At 34.3% G+C, this 20435-nt stretch carries 19 protein-coding genes and 1 other annotated feature; of the genes, 6 read left to right on the top strand and 13 right to left on the bottom strand.

The window, feature by feature from the left end:
* The 3 genes from NBE98_RS15105 to NBE98_RS15095 are packed head-to-tail and all read right to left on the bottom strand — an operon-like array spanning nt 1 to nt 2066.
* Entirely contained in the window at nt 1-651 is a 651-nt protein-coding gene (locus NBE98_RS15105; protein ID WP_250815848.1) for a response regulator transcription factor, read from the bottom strand.
* Nucleotides 651-1268, bottom strand: a complete 618-nt coding sequence (locus NBE98_RS15100; protein ID WP_250815847.1) for a CHAP domain-containing protein — start codon at nt 1266-1268, stop codon at nt 651-653. Before NBE98_RS15100 ends, NBE98_RS15105 begins: the two co-directional genes overlap by 1 nt.
* 18 nt (nt 1269-1286) lie before the next feature.
* Nucleotides 1287-2066 (bottom strand): YdcF family protein, encoded by a 780-nt coding sequence (locus NBE98_RS15095; protein WP_250815846.1) that lies wholly within the window; start codon nt 2064-2066, stop codon nt 1287-1289.
* 163 nt (nt 2067-2229) lie between these two features.
* Here NBE98_RS15095 and NBE98_RS15090 point away from each other — a divergent pair, with 163 nt between their 5' ends.
* Together NBE98_RS15090 and NBE98_RS15085 are read left to right on the top strand one after the other, a co-directional pair.
* Nucleotides 2230-3540: a putative DNA modification/repair radical SAM protein gene (locus NBE98_RS15090; RefSeq protein WP_250815845.1), complete on the top strand. Its 1311-nt coding sequence runs from the start codon at nt 2230-2232 to the stop codon at nt 3538-3540.
* 2 nt (nt 3541-3542) lie between these two features.
* Nucleotides 3543-4283, top strand: coding sequence for a TIGR03915 family putative DNA repair protein (locus tag NBE98_RS15085; RefSeq protein ID WP_250815844.1), 741 nt, complete (start codon nt 3543-3545; stop codon nt 4281-4283).
* Between the two features lie 160 nt (nt 4284-4443).
* Here the strand turns inward: NBE98_RS15085 and NBE98_RS15080 are convergent, their stop codons facing one another.
* A complete protein-coding gene (locus tag NBE98_RS15080; RefSeq protein ID WP_250815843.1) occupies nt 4444-5253 on the bottom strand; it encodes an ATP-binding protein in 810 nt (269 codons plus the stop codon).
* Between the two features lie 261 nt (nt 5254-5514).
* Here NBE98_RS15080 and NBE98_RS15075 point away from each other — a divergent pair, with 261 nt between their 5' ends.
* Complete coding sequence (locus NBE98_RS15075) at nt 5515-6195, top strand: Crp/Fnr family transcriptional regulator (protein WP_250815842.1); 681 nt, start codon at nt 5515-5517, stop codon at nt 6193-6195.
* 37 nt (nt 6196-6232) lie between these two features.
* Here the strand turns inward: NBE98_RS15075 and NBE98_RS15070 are convergent, their stop codons facing one another.
* From NBE98_RS15070 to NBE98_RS15060, 3 genes are read right to left on the bottom strand one after another with little or no spacing between them, the layout of a single operon-like run.
* The gene (locus tag NBE98_RS15070) at nt 6233-7258 is read right to left on the bottom strand and encodes a CotS family spore coat protein (protein ID WP_250815841.1); all 1026 of its coding nucleotides are present in this window, start codon (nt 7256-7258) and stop codon (nt 6233-6235) included.
* Between the two features lie 27 nt (nt 7259-7285).
* Nucleotides 7286-8056 (bottom strand): spore coat protein, encoded by a 771-nt coding sequence (locus NBE98_RS15065; protein ID WP_250815840.1) that lies wholly within the window; start codon nt 8054-8056, stop codon nt 7286-7288.
* 31 nt (nt 8057-8087) lie between these two features.
* Nucleotides 8088-9098: a CotS family spore coat protein gene (locus NBE98_RS15060; RefSeq protein ID WP_250815839.1), complete on the bottom strand. Its 1011-nt coding sequence runs from the start codon at nt 9096-9098 to the stop codon at nt 8088-8090.
* Between the two features lie 156 nt (nt 9099-9254).
* Here NBE98_RS15060 and NBE98_RS15055 point away from each other — a divergent pair, with 156 nt between their 5' ends.
* Nucleotides 9255-10385 (top strand): glycosyltransferase family 4 protein, encoded by a 1131-nt coding sequence (locus tag NBE98_RS15055; RefSeq protein WP_250815838.1) that lies wholly within the window; start codon nt 9255-9257, stop codon nt 10383-10385.
* Between the two features lie 18 nt (nt 10386-10403).
* On the opposite strand, the gene NBE98_RS15050 is transcribed toward NBE98_RS15055, so the two are convergent.
* From NBE98_RS15050 to NBE98_RS15030, 5 genes are all read right to left on the bottom strand, one after another.
* On the bottom strand, nt 10404-11615 hold the full coding sequence (locus NBE98_RS15050; protein WP_250815837.1) for an ABC transporter substrate-binding protein: 1212 nt from the start codon (nt 11613-11615) through the stop codon (nt 10404-10406).
* Nucleotides 11616-11737: 122 nt separating this feature from the next.
* Nucleotides 11738-12460 carry a nickel pincer cofactor biosynthesis protein LarB gene (gene larB, locus NBE98_RS15045; protein WP_432432688.1) on the bottom strand — a complete coding sequence of 241 codons (723 nt, stop codon included), beginning with the start codon at nt 12458-12460 and terminating at the stop codon, nt 11738-11740.
* 49 nt (nt 12461-12509) lie between these two features.
* Entirely contained in the window at nt 12510-13322 is an 813-nt protein-coding gene (gene larE / locus NBE98_RS15040) for an ATP-dependent sacrificial sulfur transferase LarE (protein ID WP_250815835.1), read from the bottom strand.
* A 13-nt stretch (nt 13323-13335) separates the two neighbouring features.
* A complete protein-coding gene (larC, locus tag NBE98_RS15035) occupies nt 13336-14631 on the bottom strand; it encodes a nickel pincer cofactor biosynthesis protein LarC (protein ID WP_250815834.1) in 1296 nt (431 codons plus the stop codon).
* Between the two features lies 1 nt (nt 14632).
* Nucleotides 14633-15493, bottom strand: coding sequence for a DMT family transporter (locus tag NBE98_RS15030; protein ID WP_250815833.1), 861 nt, complete (start codon nt 15491-15493; stop codon nt 14633-14635).
* Nucleotides 15494-15653: 160 nt separating this feature from the next.
* Nucleotides 15654-15890, top strand: a binding site (T-box leader).
* A gap of 121 nt (nt 15891-16011) precedes the next feature.
* Here NBE98_RS15030 and NBE98_RS15025 point away from each other — a divergent pair.
* Nucleotides 16012-17331, top strand: a complete 1320-nt coding sequence (locus tag NBE98_RS15025) for a dicarboxylate/amino acid:cation symporter (RefSeq protein ID WP_250815832.1) — start codon at nt 16012-16014, stop codon at nt 17329-17331.
* A 149-nt stretch (nt 17332-17480) separates the two neighbouring features.
* Nucleotides 17481-19142: a sensor histidine kinase gene (locus NBE98_RS15020; protein WP_250815831.1), complete on the top strand. Its 1662-nt coding sequence runs from the start codon at nt 17481-17483 to the stop codon at nt 19140-19142.
* 92 nt (nt 19143-19234) lie between these two features.
* On the opposite strand, the gene namA is transcribed toward NBE98_RS15020, so the two are convergent.
* A complete protein-coding gene (namA, locus tag NBE98_RS15015; RefSeq protein ID WP_250815829.1) occupies nt 19235-20263 on the bottom strand; it encodes an NADPH dehydrogenase NamA in 1029 nt (342 codons plus the stop codon).
* Nucleotides 20264-20435 lie beyond the last annotated feature (172 nt).

Genomic DNA, 20435 nt, shown 5'->3' with positions numbered 1-20435 from the left:
TCATTTCTCCAGTCTGTAGCCAAGCTTATAAACTGTTGCTATTTTGTCGGTTTTTAATTTTGTTCTAAGCCTTTGGATGTGCATATCCACAGTTCTTGTATTGCCTTCATACTCGAAGTCCCATACAAGCTCCAAAAGCTTTTCTCTTGATAGTGCAATTCCCTTATTATCTACAAGTATATTCAGCAATTCGAATTCCTTTGGAGTAAATTCAAGCTCTACTCCACCTTTAAAAACTTTTCTTTGCTCAACGCAAATCTCTATATCATCAAAGCCTTTTCTTTTTTCCTCCTTCGCAGCTCTTCTTAATAAGGCTTTTACCCTTGCAATAAGCTCCATCGCTTCAAAGGGCTTTGTCATATAGTCATCTGCGCCGAGATTAAGCCCCATAACCTTATCCTTTAAACTGCTTTTTGCAGTAAGCATAATTACAGGAATATCTCTCTCAATTATATAAGGCAGCAGCTTATAGCCATCGATTTTGGGCAGCATTATATCTAGCACAATTAAATCGGAACTTGCTTCCTTTATAAGTCTAAGACCTTCTTCTCCATCTTCAGCTTCTATAATGTCACAGCCCGCAAGCTGCAAATTCAGTTTTATAAGTTCTCTAATTGGCTCCTCATCTTCGATTACCAAAACTCTTTCCACTACGCCCCACCCTTTCTAAGCCAGCCTGCTGGACTTCTGTCTTTTCCGCCGCCTACTGTGTACTTTCCATCCTTCAGCACAAGCTTTAACCTATCTCTTGTTTTTCCATAAATATTTTGCTGTATAATCTCAATATCCTTATCAGTAACTTCAGTTATAATGGTAACATGACCATAGTACGTGTCAGTAAACACTATCAAGTCATCCGCTTGTGGTTTTTCATTGTCTCCATTTCTATACTGAAGAAGATTTCTCTTTCTATTTAACTCTCCTTGTTTCACTGAATCATCAAAAAATTCCTTAGCATGCCCTAACCCATCTGGCATCTTATGACCCTTAGCATCAAAGTAAAATCTCTTCACAAACTCCACACACTGCCACTTAAGGCCATAATAATAACCATCTTTGCTGTAATTTTTTCCGTAATCTTTAACATAATCTTTACCATTATTATAGATCTTTACACCTTTATAGCAATCTAGTTCTTCACCAATCTCTCCGCTCACAGCCTCTTTACTGACAACTTCATTACACTTACTCTCAAAATTCTCTATCCAAAATAAAATACCGCAAGCAAAAAACAAAATAAAAGCCATTCCCAATACCCATTTTCTCATAAGCTCAGAAGCTCCTTTTTATAAAAAATCAAAAATAAGAGACTTTATTACTGCCATATATTCTCTTATGTAGTAAGCAGGAATAAGCAAGGGATGAATAGGTGCAGGTTGACCATAAACCTCAAACCCATTGCTCCTCCCCAATAGTTTTGCCCTAAACATATGAAAATTTGTAGTTATAATCTTAATTTTCAAGTTTTCTCTGTTATCAATTTTTCTTAGAAGCTCTCTAGTAAACTTTAAATTTTCTTTAGTGCTTGTAGACTTGTCTTCCTTTATAAGCAGTTTTTCATCCACCCCACGCTCAACCAAATATCTTTTCATCGCCTCAGCTTCTGTTATGTTCTCACCCGGTCCCATTCCACCAGATAAAACAACTTTTGTGTTTGGATTTTCTTTGATAAATTCAAAGCTTTCATCAAGTCTTTGCCTTAAAGTAAGTGACGGCGTTTCACCCCAAAGCCCCGCACCTAAAACTACCAGGTAATCCACCTTAGCAGTATCTTTTTTACCTCCATGGTATACGATAAGGCATTCAATAACAATAAAGGAAGTTAGCAGCAATATAAACATAAATTTTATAAGCTTAATTACAAAGCTTGGTTTATGTATTAGATATTTCTCATCAATGAAAATAATAATAATTCCTATAGTAATAAGCAGCACTCCTATAGCTGCGAAAAACTTAGAAAAGGTCACACCATAAGCCATAATACTGAAGCAATAGATTATGCTGTAAACTCCGAAAATAATAAACATAATTCCTAGTATTTTTCTTATGGGAAACTTTTTTAACATATAAATCACCTCCGTCTTTAATTCTCTTTAAGTCTAACATATTGTTTCGTCCATGTAATATTTAACTTGTAAAAAAGTTGTAAAAATACAAATATTCTGGCCTCTTTACACGCGAACGTTTGTTTGATATACTGTAATTGATACACTTTGAGGAGGAATTGATATGGACATTCAGGAAAAGTTAAAGATATTATCTGGTGCTGCAAAATATGATGTATCCTGCTCCTCCAGCGGAAGCAGCAGAAAAAACAAGCCCTTTGGTATAGGCAATGCTAGTGAAAGTGGAATATGCCACAGCTTTGCTGCTGACGGCAGATGCATATCTCTTCTTAAGATACTTCTTACTAATTACTGTGTTTACGACTGCGCCTACTGCGTTAACAGAAGTTCAAACGATGTTCCTAGAGCTGCTTTCACTCCGGAGGAAATTGCTGACCTAACAATAAACTTTTATAAGAGAAATTACATAGAAGGGCTTTTTCTAAGCTCTGCAGTTATTAAAAATGCAAATCACACTATGGAACTTTTATTAAAAACAGTGTCCATACTTAGAAATAAATATAACTTTAATGGCTACATACATATAAAAGCTATCCCTGGAGCAGATAATTCTTTAATAAAGCAAGCCGGAGAACTAGTAGACAGAATGAGTGTAAATGTGGAGCTTCCTTCAAATGAAGGTTTAAGGCTTCTTGCACCTCAAAAGAATACAGCCTCTATACTCAAACCTATGTCTTTTATAGGACATGGAATAATAGCTAATAAGGAAGAAAAAAAGCTCTTTAAATCTGCGCCGTCATTTGTGCCAGCTGGTCAAAGCACTCAACTTATAATTGGTGCTACAAGAGACACTGATCTAAAAATCATGAGTTTGTCAGAAAACTTATATAACAACTACAATCTTAAAAGGGTTTATTATTCGGCATATGTACCAGTAAATCACAGTTCTAAGCTACCTTCTATTGTCAATCCGCCTCTTATACGGGAGCATAGACTCTATCAGGCTGATTGGCTTTTAAGGTTTTACGGATTTTCAGCCAATGAGCTTTTAAGTGATAGCAAGCCTAACCTAGATATAAATTTTGACCCAAAGACCGATTGGGCCCTTAGTCATATAGAACAATTTCCAGTAGAAATCAATCTTGCTCCGCAGAAGATGCTTTTAAGAGTTCCAGGCATTGGAGTTCGTTCTGTAAAAAGAATTATTGCTGCAAGAAAAGTTCATGCTCTTACTTTTGAAGATTTGAAGAAGTTGGGTATTGTACTGAAAAGAGCTCAATACTTCATTACCTGCAGGGGAAAATATTTGGGAGATGTATCTTTTAAGGAGGACTTTATAAGATACAAACTCACTCCTAAAAAAGATTTCAATATAATTGATAATCCGGCCTTTGAACAACTTACACTTTTTTCTGGACTTCCCGCTTTGTATAAACCTGATGATTCATTTTCAAGTATAACAGGAGAGCTTTAATTATGATTTGCTATATTTTTGATGGAAGCTTTGAAGGTCTTTTAACGTCAATTTATGAAGCATACTACAGCAAAAAAAAACCTGAAGAAATAATACCTCAGTGGCAGTTTCAGGCAACCCTTTTAACTGAACCAATACATATTCAAACTGATATAGTAAAAAGCAAAAGGGTATATGAGGCTATAAAAACCAAAATTTCTAAAGATGCCTTAAAAATTATTTACCATGTATATCTTTCTGAGCTTGAAGGCTGCTGTACTTTAATCTACAATTATATAAAGCTTGGCTTTAAACTCGGCAGCGAAATAGACTTACACCTACATAGAGACTGTGTATTAGGCATGCATAACACTGAAAAAAAGGTTACATATGAATGTCATAGAATGCTTGGTTTTGTTCGATTTAAAAGCATTGATAATATGTTTTACTCTGCCATTGAGCCCGATCACAACATTTTAGGACTCATAGCCTCACACTTTGCCTCAAGACTTCCTAATGAGAACTGGATAATTCATGATCTTAAACGCAACTTAGCTTTATTTTATAATAAAAAGGAATGGATAGTTACTGAGCTTACTAAAGTAAAAGCTGAAGACTTTATTGTAATGGAAGAACCCGAATTATACGAAACTCTTTGGAAAGAGTTTTACCAAACTATCGCTATAGAAGATAGAAAAAATCCAAGACTCCAGAAGCGAATGATGCCAGCAAGGTACTGGAAGCACCTGACCGAGTTAAGATGAGGATTACTAATTTTATATTAAATAATAAAAAAGTAACAGAAACAAATAAAATATGCTTATTGAGCTAAGACCTTCTTATGGAAATGGTCAGTCAACAAGCATATTTTATTTACTTGCACGATAGTTTTAGATTAATCTCTATGTTGGTCGTATTACTTCTTTATATATAGTCTCTTTTTAAAACCTCACCTTCAAGGCTTATAGTAACAACTTTAATAGGAATGTTCACTCCGGACCTATCTCTTCCCATTTTTGCAGCTTGAGCCATACCTCCACAGCAAGGAACTTCCATTCTAAGCACAGTAATACTTTCTAAATCATTTATTCTAATAATATCGCTAAGCTTTTCTGCATAGTATGCTGCATCATCAAGCTTAGGACATCCAACAACAACAGACTTGCCTTTTAAAAAGTCATTGTGATAATTAGCGTATGCAAAAGGTACACAGTCAGCAGTTATTAATAAGTCTGCTCCCTTAAAATATGGAGCGGCAGCTGGCACAAGCATAAGCTGAACTGGCCACTGTCTTAACTTTGAAGTTACTTTAACTTCATCCTCGCTGTCCTCGACTTCCTTTCTTTGAAGCATTCTCATCTTGCTTCCTGGACATCCCCCGCCAGTGTGGTTGTGAGCATGTACTTGTACTTGAGGTCTATTAAGCTCTCTAACTTGACTTCCCGGACATGAACCGCCTTCATGACTACTGCTATGCCCTAATGCTTTACCTTGAGCTCTAAGCATTTCTTCTACTGCCTTCTCATCAAATTCTTCAGCATCTCTCTCAATTATAGTGATAGCATCCTGGGGGCAATGTCCTAAACATGCTCCCAATCCATCACAGTATAAATCCTTTATCAGTCTTGCTTTACCATCTATAATAGCCAGTGCCCCCTCGGCGCAGTTAGGAATACACAAACCACAGCCATCACACTTGCTTTCATCTATACATACTATTTTTCTTACTGCCATACTAATCTCTCCTTTGAGTACTATTATAAGAACATTATAGAAAATTTTTACTATTATGTCGGTAACCTAGGTTACAGATTAGTATTGCTATGAACATTAAGAATTTAATATAATGATATTAACGCGAGCTAAGTATAAAGCGTTTGAAGAAGATGCAATTTCACCATAAAGCATAAAATATAACAATTTAACTTTTTAACAAGTTATATTGTTGTATTTTACTTAGTTTTCTTCCTTCGCTGTTTTTAAAAGGAGAACGTTATGAGTGTTAGAAATTATATGAGAGTAATACTGAACACTAATCTATTTAAAGATTTTACAGAAGAAAGTATACTAACCTTATTTAGCAAAATCCCTTACAAAATTGAACACTACAGCAAAGGTGATGTAATCCTTGCTGAAGATGATACTTGTGATACTCTAAATTTTATATTAGAAGGCACCGTTGAGGTTCAAAAGATGGATGTAAGCGGCAAAGTCTTATCTATAGCAGAATTTCACAAAGGAGAAATTTTTGGAGAAATGCTTATTTTTGCTGATAGAAATACTTCCCCCATTAATGCTATTTCCAAAAATAAAACTTCTGTGCTGCATATCCAAAAAAATTCTGTTATAAGTCTTTGTCAAGGTAATTCAAGTTTCCTCATGGAATATTTAAGAATAATCTCAAACAAAGCCATGATTTTAAATTTAAAGCTTAAAGAAGTAACCCTTAAGACTATTAGGCAAAAAATAAGTGAGTTTATTTTAGCTCAGTATAAACAGCAAAACTCTTTGAAAATAAAGATCAATATGACAAAAAAAGATTGGGCTGATAAAATTGGAGTACAACGTCCTTCTCTTTCAAGAGAACTTATTAAGATGAAGGATGAAGGTGTTATTGACTATAGCAAAGATATTATCATTATTAAAGACTTGAATGCGTTAGAGGATTTATCTTAAATAAAAAAATGCAGCTTGTAAGTAGGCTGCATTTTTATTACTTTAATATTTTTTCTTTAAATTCATCTAAAAACTCCTGTCTATCTTCCTTATAGGAAACTTTTTTAATAAGTCTATCTAGAAACACTTCTTCTTCCCAGTCCTTCCGCTTTGTATAGTAGTCTCTTGATATACTGTAGAAGTCTTCTGGAAAGTACAGCATTCCATATAAAACTCTAATTTCCCTTTTATCTAGAGAGTTACTACTTTGATAGTCATCCAATATGGAAACTGCCTTTTCTATATCAAAAGCAAAGTTTTTAATAGCCTTGCTTATAAAATTGCACAAGTCGTTTATCCTTAAATCAATTACTGAATAATCAAAGTCAACAAAATAGGCTTTTTCCTCATTTATAAGAATATTATGATATGCCAAATCATTGTGGCATAAAACAATTTTATCCTGCTCCTTACTAAGTTCATAGTAGCCAGAATTTTTCAATATATCTATGCTTTCTTTTATCTGAGCTACATTCTGCTCATAATTTTCTAAAAAGATTTTATCAAAATCACTTTTATATTCATGTAGGTTTGCCAAACTCTTAAAAAATTCCATTTCCTGAAGTCTTCTTTCAAAGCAATCAATAGTCTTTCCTGCTTTGTTCTTATTTACCTCAGAGCTTTTAAAACCTATAGATGCCTTATGAAGTTCTGCTAGTCCTTCTGCAGCTATCTTAACATCTATGGGATTGCAGAAGTCACATTCTCTTCCTGGAACTAAATCCATAACACAGTACAATTCCTTTTTCCATTCAATACATATCTTATTATCCTCAAGTTCAGTAAAGTCCAATACCCTATTGAAGTTCTTTTTTACATATTTAAGAGCTTTATTTATAAAATTTAGATTCTCTAAAGAGTAATCGACTCTCTTTAAAATTTTTTCGCCTTTATTTGTAGACAAAACAAATACGTTTCTTATTGGAACCAAATCAGATACCTTCAAATCAAAGCTTTCAAAAAGTTCTACAGAAAGATCATACTTAGTTAAAAACCTTTTGTCTAAATATCTTCCCTCAAGCATTGCCCCACCTCCGCTCAGCTAAATGCTTTAAATAAGCATTTCTCCATCTTTTATCATTTCTTTAAGCAAGTTATCCTTATATGCTTCCTCACTCCATTCTTTAGTTCTTTCTCTATATCTGTTGCAGGATTTCATAAAACCATATGGATAGGACAAAAGAGCAAGAATGAATGTGCAGCTGTTTTCCTCAAGACCTTCGTACTCACAGAATTTGCTTGCTAGTTTTCTATAGTCAAGCTTTATACCTTTTCTTCTATACTTGCTCAATAAATTGTAGCAATCCATTTCTATATTGTTATAGCAGCATTTGTTAAGATTTATAAACTCTATACTGTTTCCTTTGCTTCTTAAGTTATTAAAGTCTGTTAACCCAAGGCAAATTTCCGTCCTTTTCATGCTTCTTTCAATTATATCAATGTAGCCTGCATTAAAGGCTTCAATTATGCACTTTTCTGCTCTTTGAAGGTAGCCATAGCCTTCTTTTAGAAGGCTTCTTTCAAAGTCACTTGAGGCTGTATTTATCCTTATATTTTTTATATATCTTTTAAGCCGCCTTATGTTTACTTTGTATTGCTCCACTACACTTCCTGTTTTATTTTCCAATCTTTGTCCCATATATCCTTTGTAGCCCATGACTCTTTTGTGAAATTGGCTTATAGTATATAGCTGCTGCAGCAGCTTTTCTTCATTTATATCCTGAAGCTGCAAAAATTCACTATCCTTAAAATCCTGCAGCTGCTGTATATCCTTCGAAGAAAGATATTCTAAGAAGGATTTGATAAGTTCATCTTTTATCACAGCTCAACACCTCAATTTACTTACTTCATTTTTAATGTCCATATTTAAAATTTCTAAACTCTTCAATAAATTCCTGTTTCTCTTCTCTATCTTCATAAATCTTGTTCAATTTTTTAACAAAGAAATCTTCACTTTTAAGAGGGCCTTCCCAGTAATATTGTATTCCTAATTGCCAGTAATCCTGTGGGAATTCCATAAACGCAGCCATTATTCCAACATCCCGTCTTTCAATTTTCCTGACACTGTCATAGCTGTCCAGTATATGAACTGCATTTTCTATATCCCACTTTCCATTTTTCATTTTTCTTATCAAAAGACTGGCTAGATCATGCAGATTTGTATCTAAGATACAGTAATCAAAATCAATTATATTTACACTTCCGCGCTCTTCAATAAGTACATTATGATGAGCATAATCATGGTGGCAAAAACCAGACTTTACTATATCGTCACTGATTTTTTCCATATAACTGCTCTCTAAAAGATTTTCTACAGCTCTTTCTGCTCTGCTGAGCTCCTTATTCATTTCCGATAAGAACAAATAATCAAAATCTGTTTTTTCTGTTTTTAATGCTATCTTCTTTTTAAAATCCAGTATTTCCTCCATCCTTGTTCTAAAATTCTCCGGCCACTTATACCAATAAACCCTAGGCTTCATAGTTTCTGTTACCATAAAACCTTCGCTTTTGTTATGAAGCTCTGCAAGCTTTACTGCGGCTAATGAGACATCCAATGGATTATCATAGTTGCACTCTCTTGCACTAATCCACTTTGTAAGATAAGCATTTAGCTCGTCTATGCTGACATAGTCCTTACCTTCTTTAGTCTTAATTATTTCCGGAACTCTGTCAAAACCTTTGCTTTGAAGATGTTTTATAGCACCTACAATAAACCAAAAGTGCGGAAACTCATATTTTATCACTTTCAAGCAGTAATCATCGTCAGAAGTTTTTATTCTATATACATTCTTAATCTTTTCAAGTTCTATAACCTCAAGTCCATAGCTTTGTTCTACTAACTGCTTAAGTTCATCTATCTTCAAAGGAGTACCTCCAAAATATTGCTATAATTGTATTATATGAGATGCCCTAAAAGTGTGTGATTGACTTATATAAAATGGAACATTTTTTAAGACAGTATAATATTATTAATATATAGACTCATTTTACGGTTTTATCAATTTAGAGGAGAGGATTGGATGAGGATTGCAATTGATGCACGTGGTATCAATTGGTATAGAGGCACTGGAATTGGTACTTATACAGATAATGTTTTGAAGAACCTATTAAGATTGGATAAAGAAAATTATTACCATATATATTGGTCAGGAAACAGTTATGAGGAGTTTCAGCAACTCAACTCTCAAATTGTAATGGCATCTAAAAAGCACCATCGTTTTTTTGAGCAAAACTTTTTCCCAGAAAATACAAAACGAAACGATATAGATATTTACCATGTTCCGCAAAACGGAATTGGATTAAGCGAAAATATGCCGTGCAAGAAAATAGCAACAATTCATGATTTGATACCTTATATCATGCCTGAAACCGTCGGTAAAGGCTATCTGTTAAAATTTTTAAAGGAGGTTCCAAAGGTACTTGATTTAAGCGATGCTTTAATAACAGTTTCTGAATGGTCTAAGCAAGATATTTTAAAGTTTTTTCCTATAGATCCAGACAAAATTTTTGTTACCCCTTTAGCTGCAGATGAAAAATATAAGCCTTTAGATAAAGAATACTGTAAAAGCTTTTTATCTAAAACCTACGGTATTAACAATCCATTTATCCTATATATTGGAGGCTTTAGTCCAAGAAAAAACGTAAAGGCTCTAATAACTGCTTTTGCAAAGATTTATAAACAGCTAGATGCTGATTATAATTTAGTAATAGTTGGCGCAACAAGAGATCAAGGTCAGTATCTAAGCAAATTTTCTACTAATCTTGAGTTTGCTTCTAAAATTATATTTACTGGCTTTGCACCCGAAGACCACCTTCCAATACTTTATAATGGCTGCGAAGCTTTTGTTTATCCATCATTATATGAAGGCTTTGGACTTCCTCCGTTAGAAGCTATGAACTGCGGCACACCTGTTATAACTTCTAACTTAACCTCCATACCTGAAGTAGTTGGGGATGCTGGAATACTTATAAATCCTTATAATGAACAAGAATTAGAAAGTTCACTAGTAAAGCTTTTAAATGATTCCAAGCTAAAAGAAGAATACAGCATGAAAGGCCTTGAAAGAGCTAAGAACTTTTCCTGGGAAAAGACAGCTTTAGATACTTTAGAGGTCTATAGAAAAGTTTATGAGTTGCCTTCAAAAGTTTAAATAAAGAACCCCTCAATACTATTGTAGCTGTATTGAGAGGTTCTTTTGAAGTTCTTCTAATATGATCTTTGTATCTTTACCTTTTATTATATTATTTGATAATTCATTTTGAATAGGAATTTTAATACCTGAAAACTTGCTTGTATAATTTATCCCATTCAGTTCTTCAGCAAGTTCTAAGTAAAGCTTTGTTCCAAAGCCTTTTTCATCATTATATGCAGTATAAGCTGGTACAGCTAATAGTTCGTTCATTTCTGATTTAAGGCTATTCCTATTTTCAGCTGCAAATTTTGCGAAATCTAAACCTATACTTTTGTTTTTGCTTGAGTTTATTAATAGCAGGTTTGCACCTCCAAAACAAATAGATTGATTTCCTCCTTCTTCAAAGGCAGGAGGCTTAATTTGCTGTAGCTTTTCCTTAAGCTCTGGTTGTTTCTTGTATATTTTTCCAAGGCTTTCAGTACTTATTAAAGCACTGTCAGTACTGCCTTTTTCAAATAGGCCTGCTATTTCTTCAAAATTCTTAGCACTCTTAATATTACCTAAGGAATATAGCTTTTTTATCATATCTGAAGCTCTTAAAGCTTTTGCTGAATTAACCTCAGCTTTTCCTTCTTTATCAAAATATGAACCACCTAACTGATTAAGCATGACTCTATAAAACTTCTCGTCTTCAAATGGAAGTGCTGAGTTAAGCTTAAGCGAAGCAAAATCCTCCCAGGTTTTTATATATTCAAGATTGATTGCATTTTTTTCTAATATAGTAGTTCTAAATACAATTACCCCTGGTTTTACTGTTAGTGGAAAGCCATATATCTTTCCCTCGAAACTTAAATTTTCTATTTTATATTTTAAATAATTTTCTTTCTTTAAATCGTTCCCAGTTTCTTCAAGTAAAGCGGCTCGTTTTTGTAGAAGGCTCTGAACGTCTTCATCCTCTAAACAAATCAAATCTGGAGCATTATCTTTTGACATCAGTGCAAGTTGAAGTTTATCTGAAAGCTCACTAGGCACTATTTCCGTAATATTTATCGTAACTTTGCTGTGTATTTTATTGTAATTGGCAGCATGCAGCTTTAAAAGCTCTGTATTTTCTTTAGCACTCCAAATTGTTATGTTGCCTTCAATTGGATCTTTTTCTTCTTGCTTCGGTTCTATATTTTTCCTGCAGCCATTTACTGAAACTAACAGTATGCATAGTAAAGCTGCAGTTATCTTTTTCAGTTTCATATCACTATCTCCTTTTTAGGAAACTTTAAATTATAAATAATAGTATACCACATCTTTAAAATTTTTCCATACAACAAAGCACAAAGCTATTTTATTGCTTTGTGCTTTGCTTATACTGACTATTAAAGTTTATTGATCATGCTTGCCGAATAACCGGCTCCAAACCCATTATCTATATTTACTACGCTAATTCCGCTAGCACAACTATTAAGCATGCATAATAACGCTGACAATCCTCCAAAGTTTGCTCCATAGCCAACACTTGTTGGTACTGCAATAACAGGTTTATCAACAAGCCCACCTACAACGCTTGCAAGGGCACCTTCCATTCCTGCTATTACAACAACTACTTTTGCCCCTCTAATTAAATCAAGTCTATTAAATAGTCTGTGTATTCCCGCTACCCCTACATCAAATATTCTTTCAACCTTGTTCCCTAAAATTTCAGCAGTTACAGCGGCCTCTTCAGCTACAGGTATATCTGAAGTTCCGGCCGTTACTACAGCTATATAAGTGTCTGGAACCTCGATTTCCTTCTTTTTTACTGTTATTGTTCTTGCCAGCTTATTGTATTCTGCCTCAGGGCAAATCTCCTTAACAGCCTCATACATTTCCTCGGATGCCCTTGTACCAAGTATGTTATTATTTTTAGTCGCCATAAATTCAATTATCTGCTTGACCTGCTCTACGGTTTTTCCCTGACAATAAATAACCTCTGGATAGCCAACTCGCATCTCTCTATGGTTATCAATTTTGGCAAAACCAAGTTCCTTATAAGGCAAATCCTTAAGTTTTTCTGTACCTTCTTCAACGCTTAGCTTCCCGTCCTTTATATCCTGCAGCATCCTTGTTAGGTCCTTCTCATTCATAAATCTCTCTCCTGTCAATTAGCGATCAATTTTTCATTGTTAATTCGCTGTTCAAGCTTCCCATCTTATAGCCTTCCATCTCTAGTGCTACATACTTAAATCCAAAGGATTTTAATTTTTGCGATACCTTATCCATCAGATCTTCATCAAAAAATCTTCTGATATGCTGCTTTGGAACCTCTATTCTGGCCAAATCTTTATGAGTCCTAACTCTTACCGCTCTAAACCCTAAATCCATAAGATATTTTTCAGCTTTCTCTATCCTTGCAAATTCTTCTACCTTAAGCTCTTCACCATATGGAATTCTAGAGAGAAGGCAGGCATAAGCCGGCTTATCCCAGGTAGGCAGTCCAAGTTGTTTTGAAAACTCTCTGATGTCAGCTTTAGTTAGTCCACACTCTAATAGCGGACTCTTAACCTTAAGCTCTCCCAAAGCCCTAAGTCCAGGCCTGTAATCATTTAAATCATCAGCATTTGTGCCGTCTAGTACATACCTATACCCTTTTTCCTTTGCCACATTTGTTATCTTAGTAAATATTGCTTTTTTACAAAGGTAGCATCTGTCACTGGGGTTAAATTTTATTTCATCAATTATTACAGGTACCTCTAAAAATTCATGCTGCACCTTTATATCTTTAATAAGCTCCTTTGCCTCTTCAATTTCCCACTTAGGTATATAAGGTGATACTACAGTAAGGGCTATTGCCCTATGTCCAAGAGCTAGCTGGCATGCCTTAAGCAAAAATGTGCTGTCTACTCCGCCAGAGTAAGCAACAACTACGCTCTCCATGCCTTTTAAATAATTGATAAGTTTCATATACTTTTCACTATTCACCATTACGTTCCATCCCCTATTTGCTCAATACTCGATTAACCTCTGAATAGATTTCAGTTATAGCTATGCTGTTTTCCTTAGCCAGCCTCTTGCAGTCATCATACTCTGGCTTGCATTTTACTTTTTCTCCATTAAAAAGAGAAGTTTTTACTGTTATCTCTCCGTATTTAGTGCTGATCTTTGAAAATTCCCTTTTAAGCATAGTTTTCTCAACCTTATGTTTTCTGACTCCTAAAGTTGTAGTTTCTGTAAGAAGTGTTTGTGTCATTATTTTTTCAGCTTCAATACTGCAAAGTACACTCAGCTTTATTCCAGGTCTTCCTTTTTTCATTATAATCGGAGTCATAAATACATCCATAGCTCCAATGTTAAAGAGTTTTTCCATAACATAATCATAAAGCTCTGGATTCATGTCGTCTATATTGCATTCAAGGATATACGCCTCTTCATAAGCCTTATCATTAACATCAACAGCTGTATGATCATATACTGAGTTTTCTCTTATTTCACCTAGATATACTCTTAAAACATTAGGTATAACAGTATCTCTTTGGCCTATTCCGTATGCCACCTTTTCAATAATAAAATCCTTCTTATCAGTAAACTCATCAACAGTAGCAGCTAGAATTGCAGCACCTGTTGGAGTTGTTGTTTCCACCTGAACTGCTCCAAGCTTAACTGGAACACCCTTTAAAATCTCTGCTGTTGCTGGGGCTGGAACAGGGAATAAGCCGTGGGCGCATTTTACAAAACCGCCTCCAAGCTCAACTGAAGATGCCATTACCTTGTCAACCTTTAAGTAGTCTAAACAAATTGCAGATCCTATAATATCAACTATTGAATCCAGTGCTCCGACTTCATGAAAATGCACATCCATAAGCTTCTTGCCATGAATTTTAGCCTCTGCTTCAGCTACCTTTAGGAACATCTTACGACTCAAATTCTTTACCCTGTCACTTAGTGAGCTATCATTTATTATATCTTCAACGTCTTGTAAATTCCTGTGGTGATGCTCATCCTCATGTTTATGATCATGATGCGTATGACTATTATGTTCATGGTTATAATGATGAGATTCATGCTCATGTTGATGATGATGATATTCGTGTTCTTCACTTTCAAGTGTAACCTTAACCTTTGTTCCTGTTATACCTTTTCTTTCATCAGTTTTGACCTCAATTTTATATCCATGTACATTAAGTTTTCCAAGCTCATTAACAAGATAATCCCTATTCACACCTAAGTCTATAAGTGCGCCTAAATTCATATCTCCGCTTATCCCAGAAAAACAATCATAATAAAGTATTCTCATTCTAGTCACCCTTTCTATCTATCTTTAGATTTATAATAATCATTCCAAGCAGTATCAAAGAACATCCCCAAGAGGTTCTTCCACTTAATTTATCTCCAATAAAAACGGAAAATATAGCACTGAACACTGGCTCAGCTAGAAATATTATTGCAGTATGTGTTGGTGTTGTATAAGCCTGAGCAACATTTTGCAGTCCATAAGCAAAGATTGTACAAAAGAGCGCTGTAAAAATAATTGCTCCCACTGCAAATAAGTTTAGATTTATTTTAAAGCCTTCAATAAAAGCTGCTGGTACTGAAGACAGAAATCCTACCACTAAGAACTCTATGGTAGTTAATACTGCCAAATCACTATCCTTTGCAAACTTATCAACTAAAATTATTTGCACCGCAAAGGCAACAGCACTTAAAAGGGTTAAAAAATCGCCAAAATTTATACCGACTTTACCACTAATAGACATTAGAGCTAAGCCAGAAACTGAAAGTACAACTCCAAGGTTTGTTTTAAAATCAGGAATTTTTTTATATATAAAAGCTATAAAAATAGGAACAAGCACAACATTCAGTCCAGTTATAAAGCCTGATTTACTTGGAGTTGTATAAGTCAATCCAACAGCTTGAAGTATACATCCTATTCCTAATGCTATACCTATAAGAATTCCAGGCTTAAGCATTTCCCTGCTAAAATTGTTAAACCTTTTTATAAAAAATATACCCAAGATTAGACCTGATAGTATATACCTCATTGCTATAAAGGAATAGGGCGGTACACTCTTAAATGCTATACTCATAATTGGAAAGCTGGCTCCCCATACTACCGTTACTGCAAGCAAGCTTAAGTCAGCTTTTAGTTGTTTTGTCATCATTGCTCTCCTTTGCTAAATACTCACTACTATTTTATCAAATATGACTAAATTGGTAAACATTCGCTAACACTTTAATAATAATTTATTAAAATAACTATTGATTTTTTAACATTTTGCTTTTATAATTAATTCATAGTAATTCACTATGAATTGTAATTTAAATGCAGTGATCAGGAAAAGTAGACTGTAGGACACATACAGAGAGAAGCTTCTAGGCTGAGAAAGCTTTATGTTGGAAAATGGTTGAAGTGCCCCTGTGAGCAGTAGGCCGAAGAATAGTAGGCTGATACGGATGCTCCCGTTATAGAGCTATGACATGCATGTGTCTGATGAGAGATGGGCGTTTTACGCCTAATCAGAGTGGAACCGCGGAAGTATACCTTCTGCCTCTGTATATATTTATACCGAGGCAGGAGGTTTTTTATTTTGCTTGTATACTAAGGCGCCTGTATACAAGCGGTAAGCTTTAATCTATTTACAAATTAATTTAACACAAATTTTTAGGAGGCTTTATAATGAATTCACAATATATTGTTTTATTAGTTTCAGCATTATTAGTCGGTTTTTTATACTTTTTAGGTAGAAAAAAAGTAAGCTTTGGAAATAGAGTTTTAATAGGAATGATTCTAGGTGTTGCTGTTGGTGCAGCATTTGCAAAAACAACTTTAATCATAGAACCTCTAGGTCAGATATATATTAACTTGATTAAGATGCTTGTTATTCCTTTAGTTACATCAGCTATTATCTCAAGTATAACTAATCTTGAGGGACCAGATAAAATTAAGAGCATTGGTGTTAAAACTTTAGCATGGCTTGTAGCAACAACTGCAATAGCTTGCGTAATTGGCTTACTAGTTAGTCTTGTTACTGATCCTAGTTCTGGAGTTCAACTTGTTAAGGATGCTTCCTACAAGGCTAAGGAAATACCTACTTTTGGAAAGGTATTAGTCGATTTATCACCTTCAAATCCTATAGCAGATGCTGCAAATGCAAAAATAATTCCAGTTATAGTATTCTCTATGTTTGTTGGAGTTGCTATAGCTATAGAAAATGCTAAAAAGCCTGAAGTTATAAAACCAGTAATTTCTGTTATAAATGGTTTTGCTCAAGTTATGTTTAGAATTACGGATATTGTGCTTGACATTACCCCTTATGGTGTATTTGGCCTTATGGCTACAGTTTCTGCAAAATATGGACTTTCAACACTATTACCTCTTGGAAAGTTTGTTATAGCAGTTTATATAGCCTGCATAATACAGGTTGCAGTAGTACACACAGGACTTTTAGCTTTTGTTGCTAAGGTAAATCCATTGAAGTTCTTTAAGGCTATTTATCCAGCACAGGTAGTTGCATTTACTACAAGAAGCAGCTACGGAACCTTACCCGCTACTATAAAGAGCTTGACTAAGAAAGTAAGAATCTCTGAAAAAATTGCAAACTTTGTTGCTCCAATGGGAGCTTCCATGGGTATGAATGCTTGCGGTGGTCTTTACCCAGTAATGGCTGCAATGTTTATAGCTAATGTTTATGGAATGCCTCTATCACCTGGCAAGTACGTTATTCTTATATTAGTAACTACAATCGCATCCTTTGGTACTGCTGGTGTTCCAGGAACCGCTTCCATTATGTCAACAGTAGTTCTTGCAAGTATGGGACTTCCTGTTGAAGGTATAGCAATGCTTCTTGGAGTGGATGCAGTAATAGATATGGCAAGAACTGCAACAAATGTTACTGGAGCTTCTGTAGCTGCACTACTGGTTGCAGACTCTGAAGGAGAATTTGACAGAGAAGCTTTCAATGCTGAAGCCTCTGGCAAAGTTAAATTAACTGCATAAAATAAGCGGCTAGATAATAGCCGCTATTTTTATTTTTTGACATTTTTTATTCGACACATATCTCGTTGAATTTGTATAGATAAGTATGTATAATATTAGGTATTTGGAATTATTTGTAGAAATGGTATATATTTCTCAGGGGGATTGAGATGTGTTACGAAGACAAAACTAAAGAAGAGCTTATTGAAGAGCTTAGAATAAGGGATACGGTACTGTATGAACAGAACTTAAAAAATAGTAAGACTATATTGGAAGCAATCTTGCAATCAGCTACTGATGGAATATTGGTAATCGATTATAATGAAGAAATTCTTCATATTAATAAAAGGTTTAATGAATTATGGAATATACCCCAAAAGGCTATATTAGAAAAAGATATATGGAAAATTACGCATTATTTAAAGAATCAATTAGTGGACCCTGAAGCTTTCATATTAAGTACAAGAAAAATAATTGATATATCCGTTGAATATAAAGATATTATATATTTAAAAAATGGAAGAGTTTTGGAGAGATACTCTCATCCACTTATACTCAATAATAAGCCTATAGGTACTGTTATAAATTTTAGAGATATCACGCAAAAATCTATTCTTGAAAACAAACTTATAAGAAACCAGAAGCTCTATAGAAGACTTATAGAGCTTCTTCCTGACGGTATCTTAGTATATAGGGATAACAAATTGTTTTTAGTAAATCAAGCAGCTTCTAAATTATTGAAGCAGAGCAAAAAAGATATCCTTGGAAAGAAAAGTGGATCTATGGCTAAAATACATCCCGACTACAGGGACGAAGCCTTTAAAAAAATAGCAAAGCTTCATCAAAATGAGTCAGTAATGGATTATTCGGAATACAAACTAATACTTCATGATGGAACAGAGATTGATATTGAAACTGGTGCTTTTTCCTTTAAAAATGAAGGTCATTTTTTTATTACAAGTATCATAAGAGATATTACTGAACGCAAAAAAATACGTCAGTTAGAGGAGACAGTTTCACAAAAAAGCGAACTCCTAAAAGAAGCGCAGGAATATAACAGGTTGAAAACTCAGCTTTTTTCCACCATATCTCATGAGTTAAAAACCCCATTAAACATAATTTTTGGTTCTGTTCAGCTTTTAGAGAAACTATATAATGGAGCCTCATTGAATAAATACTTAAAGATTATGAAACAAAACTGCTACAGACTTCTTAGATTAATTAATAATTTGATAGATTTAAATAAATTTGAAATCGGTTATTATAAACTTGAACTTAATAAATGCAATATTGTAAAGGTAATTGAGGATATTACACTTTCAGTTGTTGATTATACAAGCAGTAAAGGAATTGAATTAATTTTTGATACTGATGTAGAAGAAAAATATACAGCTTGTGATGCAGAAAAACTAGAAAGGGTTATATTAAATTTATTATCTAATGCAATCAAGTTTACTGAACCAGGCGGAAATATTAAGGTTAGTATACATGATAATGTTGACAATATACTTATTTCTGTAAAAGACTCTGGAATAGGTATTCCTGAAGATATGCTTGATAAAATTTTTGAAGCCTTTAGACAAGTTGATTCTTCTCTTAGAAGAAAAGTAGAAGGCAGCGGACTTGGACTTTCTATTGTAAAGTTTCTTATAGAAATGCATGGAGGAAATATTTCAGCTAAAAGCCATTTAGGAAATGGGAGTGAATTTTTAATTGAACTGCCTATAAATCCAATCCCAGATATCATTGAAGGTGTCCAGGAATACAGTCCTGCTGCTATTGATAGTAAGGTTGAAAAAGTTAGCATTGAATTTTCCGACATTTATTCTTAGTTTATAAAAGGAAGAGTCTTTCTCCAGATAAACCCTTAAAGCTATATTAATTGGGAGCCCCAATACCAGTCAAAAGTATTGGAGCTCTTTTATTATCCTCTGAACTTACCTCTATCATATTGTTTTGGCCACTCTACCTCAGCCCTTAGCTCGTGAGCAGCTCTCAATGGCCAATAAGGATTTCTTAATAGTTCCCTACCCAGGAAAACTAAATCCGCTCTATTGTTTTGAACAATCTCTTCTGCCATATCTGAAGCAGTTACAAGTCCACCAGCTATAACCGGAAGACCTGTTTTGCCCTTTATTATTTCAGCAAACCTTATTTGATAGCCTGGATAGGGTGTAATAGGAACTGGTACAACTCCTCCTGAGCTTACGTGAACTATATCTAATCCTTCTGATTTCACCATGTTTATCATTTCTGCTAAGTCATCAGAATGATTGCCTTCTTGTGTATAATCCTCGGCTGAAACTCTTAAAATTATTACTTTATCCTTAGACCAAACTTGTCTAACTGCATATAATATTTCCTTTAAAAATCTTGCTCTATTCTCAGGAGTTCCACCATACTCATCTGTTCTTTTATTAGTAAGTGGAGATAAAAATTCATTTATCAAATATCCATGAGCCCCATGAATTTCAATAACATCATACCCAATCTCGCTGGCTCTCTTTGCTGCGGCCTTAAAGGCTTCTACAACAGTGTTAATGTGCTCCCTGCTCATCTCTAATGGAGTCTTATATTCTTCACTAAAAGCAATCGCACTTGGTGCAATTATATCCTCTGTTCTTACTTCACATTTTCTTCCTGCATGAGCTAGCTGTATACCCATTGTCGCTCCATAGGTCTTACATTCGGTAACTATTCTCTTTAGACCATCAATCTGAGAATCTTCCCATATTCCTAAATCCTTATCTGTAATTCTTCCTCTAGACTCCACAGCTGTAGCTTCCTGAATAATAAGCCCAGCCCCTCCAACTGCTCTTGAAGCATAGTGCATGTAATGCCATTCTTTTGCTTTTCCATCGTTATCTGCGCTGTACATACACATAGGTGCCATTACAATTCTGTTCTTAAGCTCTATGTTCTTAATATTAAAACTTGAAAATAATTTTGACATATACTTCTACTTCCCTTCCCTCATTAATGAATTAAATTTATTATACCCATGTTTATACTTAAGTTTCATGGATATAACATTAATGGCAGCTAATTAATTTTAAGGTTCAAATTAATTACCTTTAAGCATTTACTTGACAAAAGTAACTAACTTATTTTATTATTAATTATAT

The sequence above is a fragment of the Clostridium swellfunianum genome (genome assembly GCF_023656515.1).
GTDB lineage: Bacteria > Bacillota > Clostridia > Clostridiales > Clostridiaceae > Clostridium_AT > Clostridium_AT swellfunianum.
This window is presented reverse-complemented; position numbering and strand designations above follow the sequence as displayed.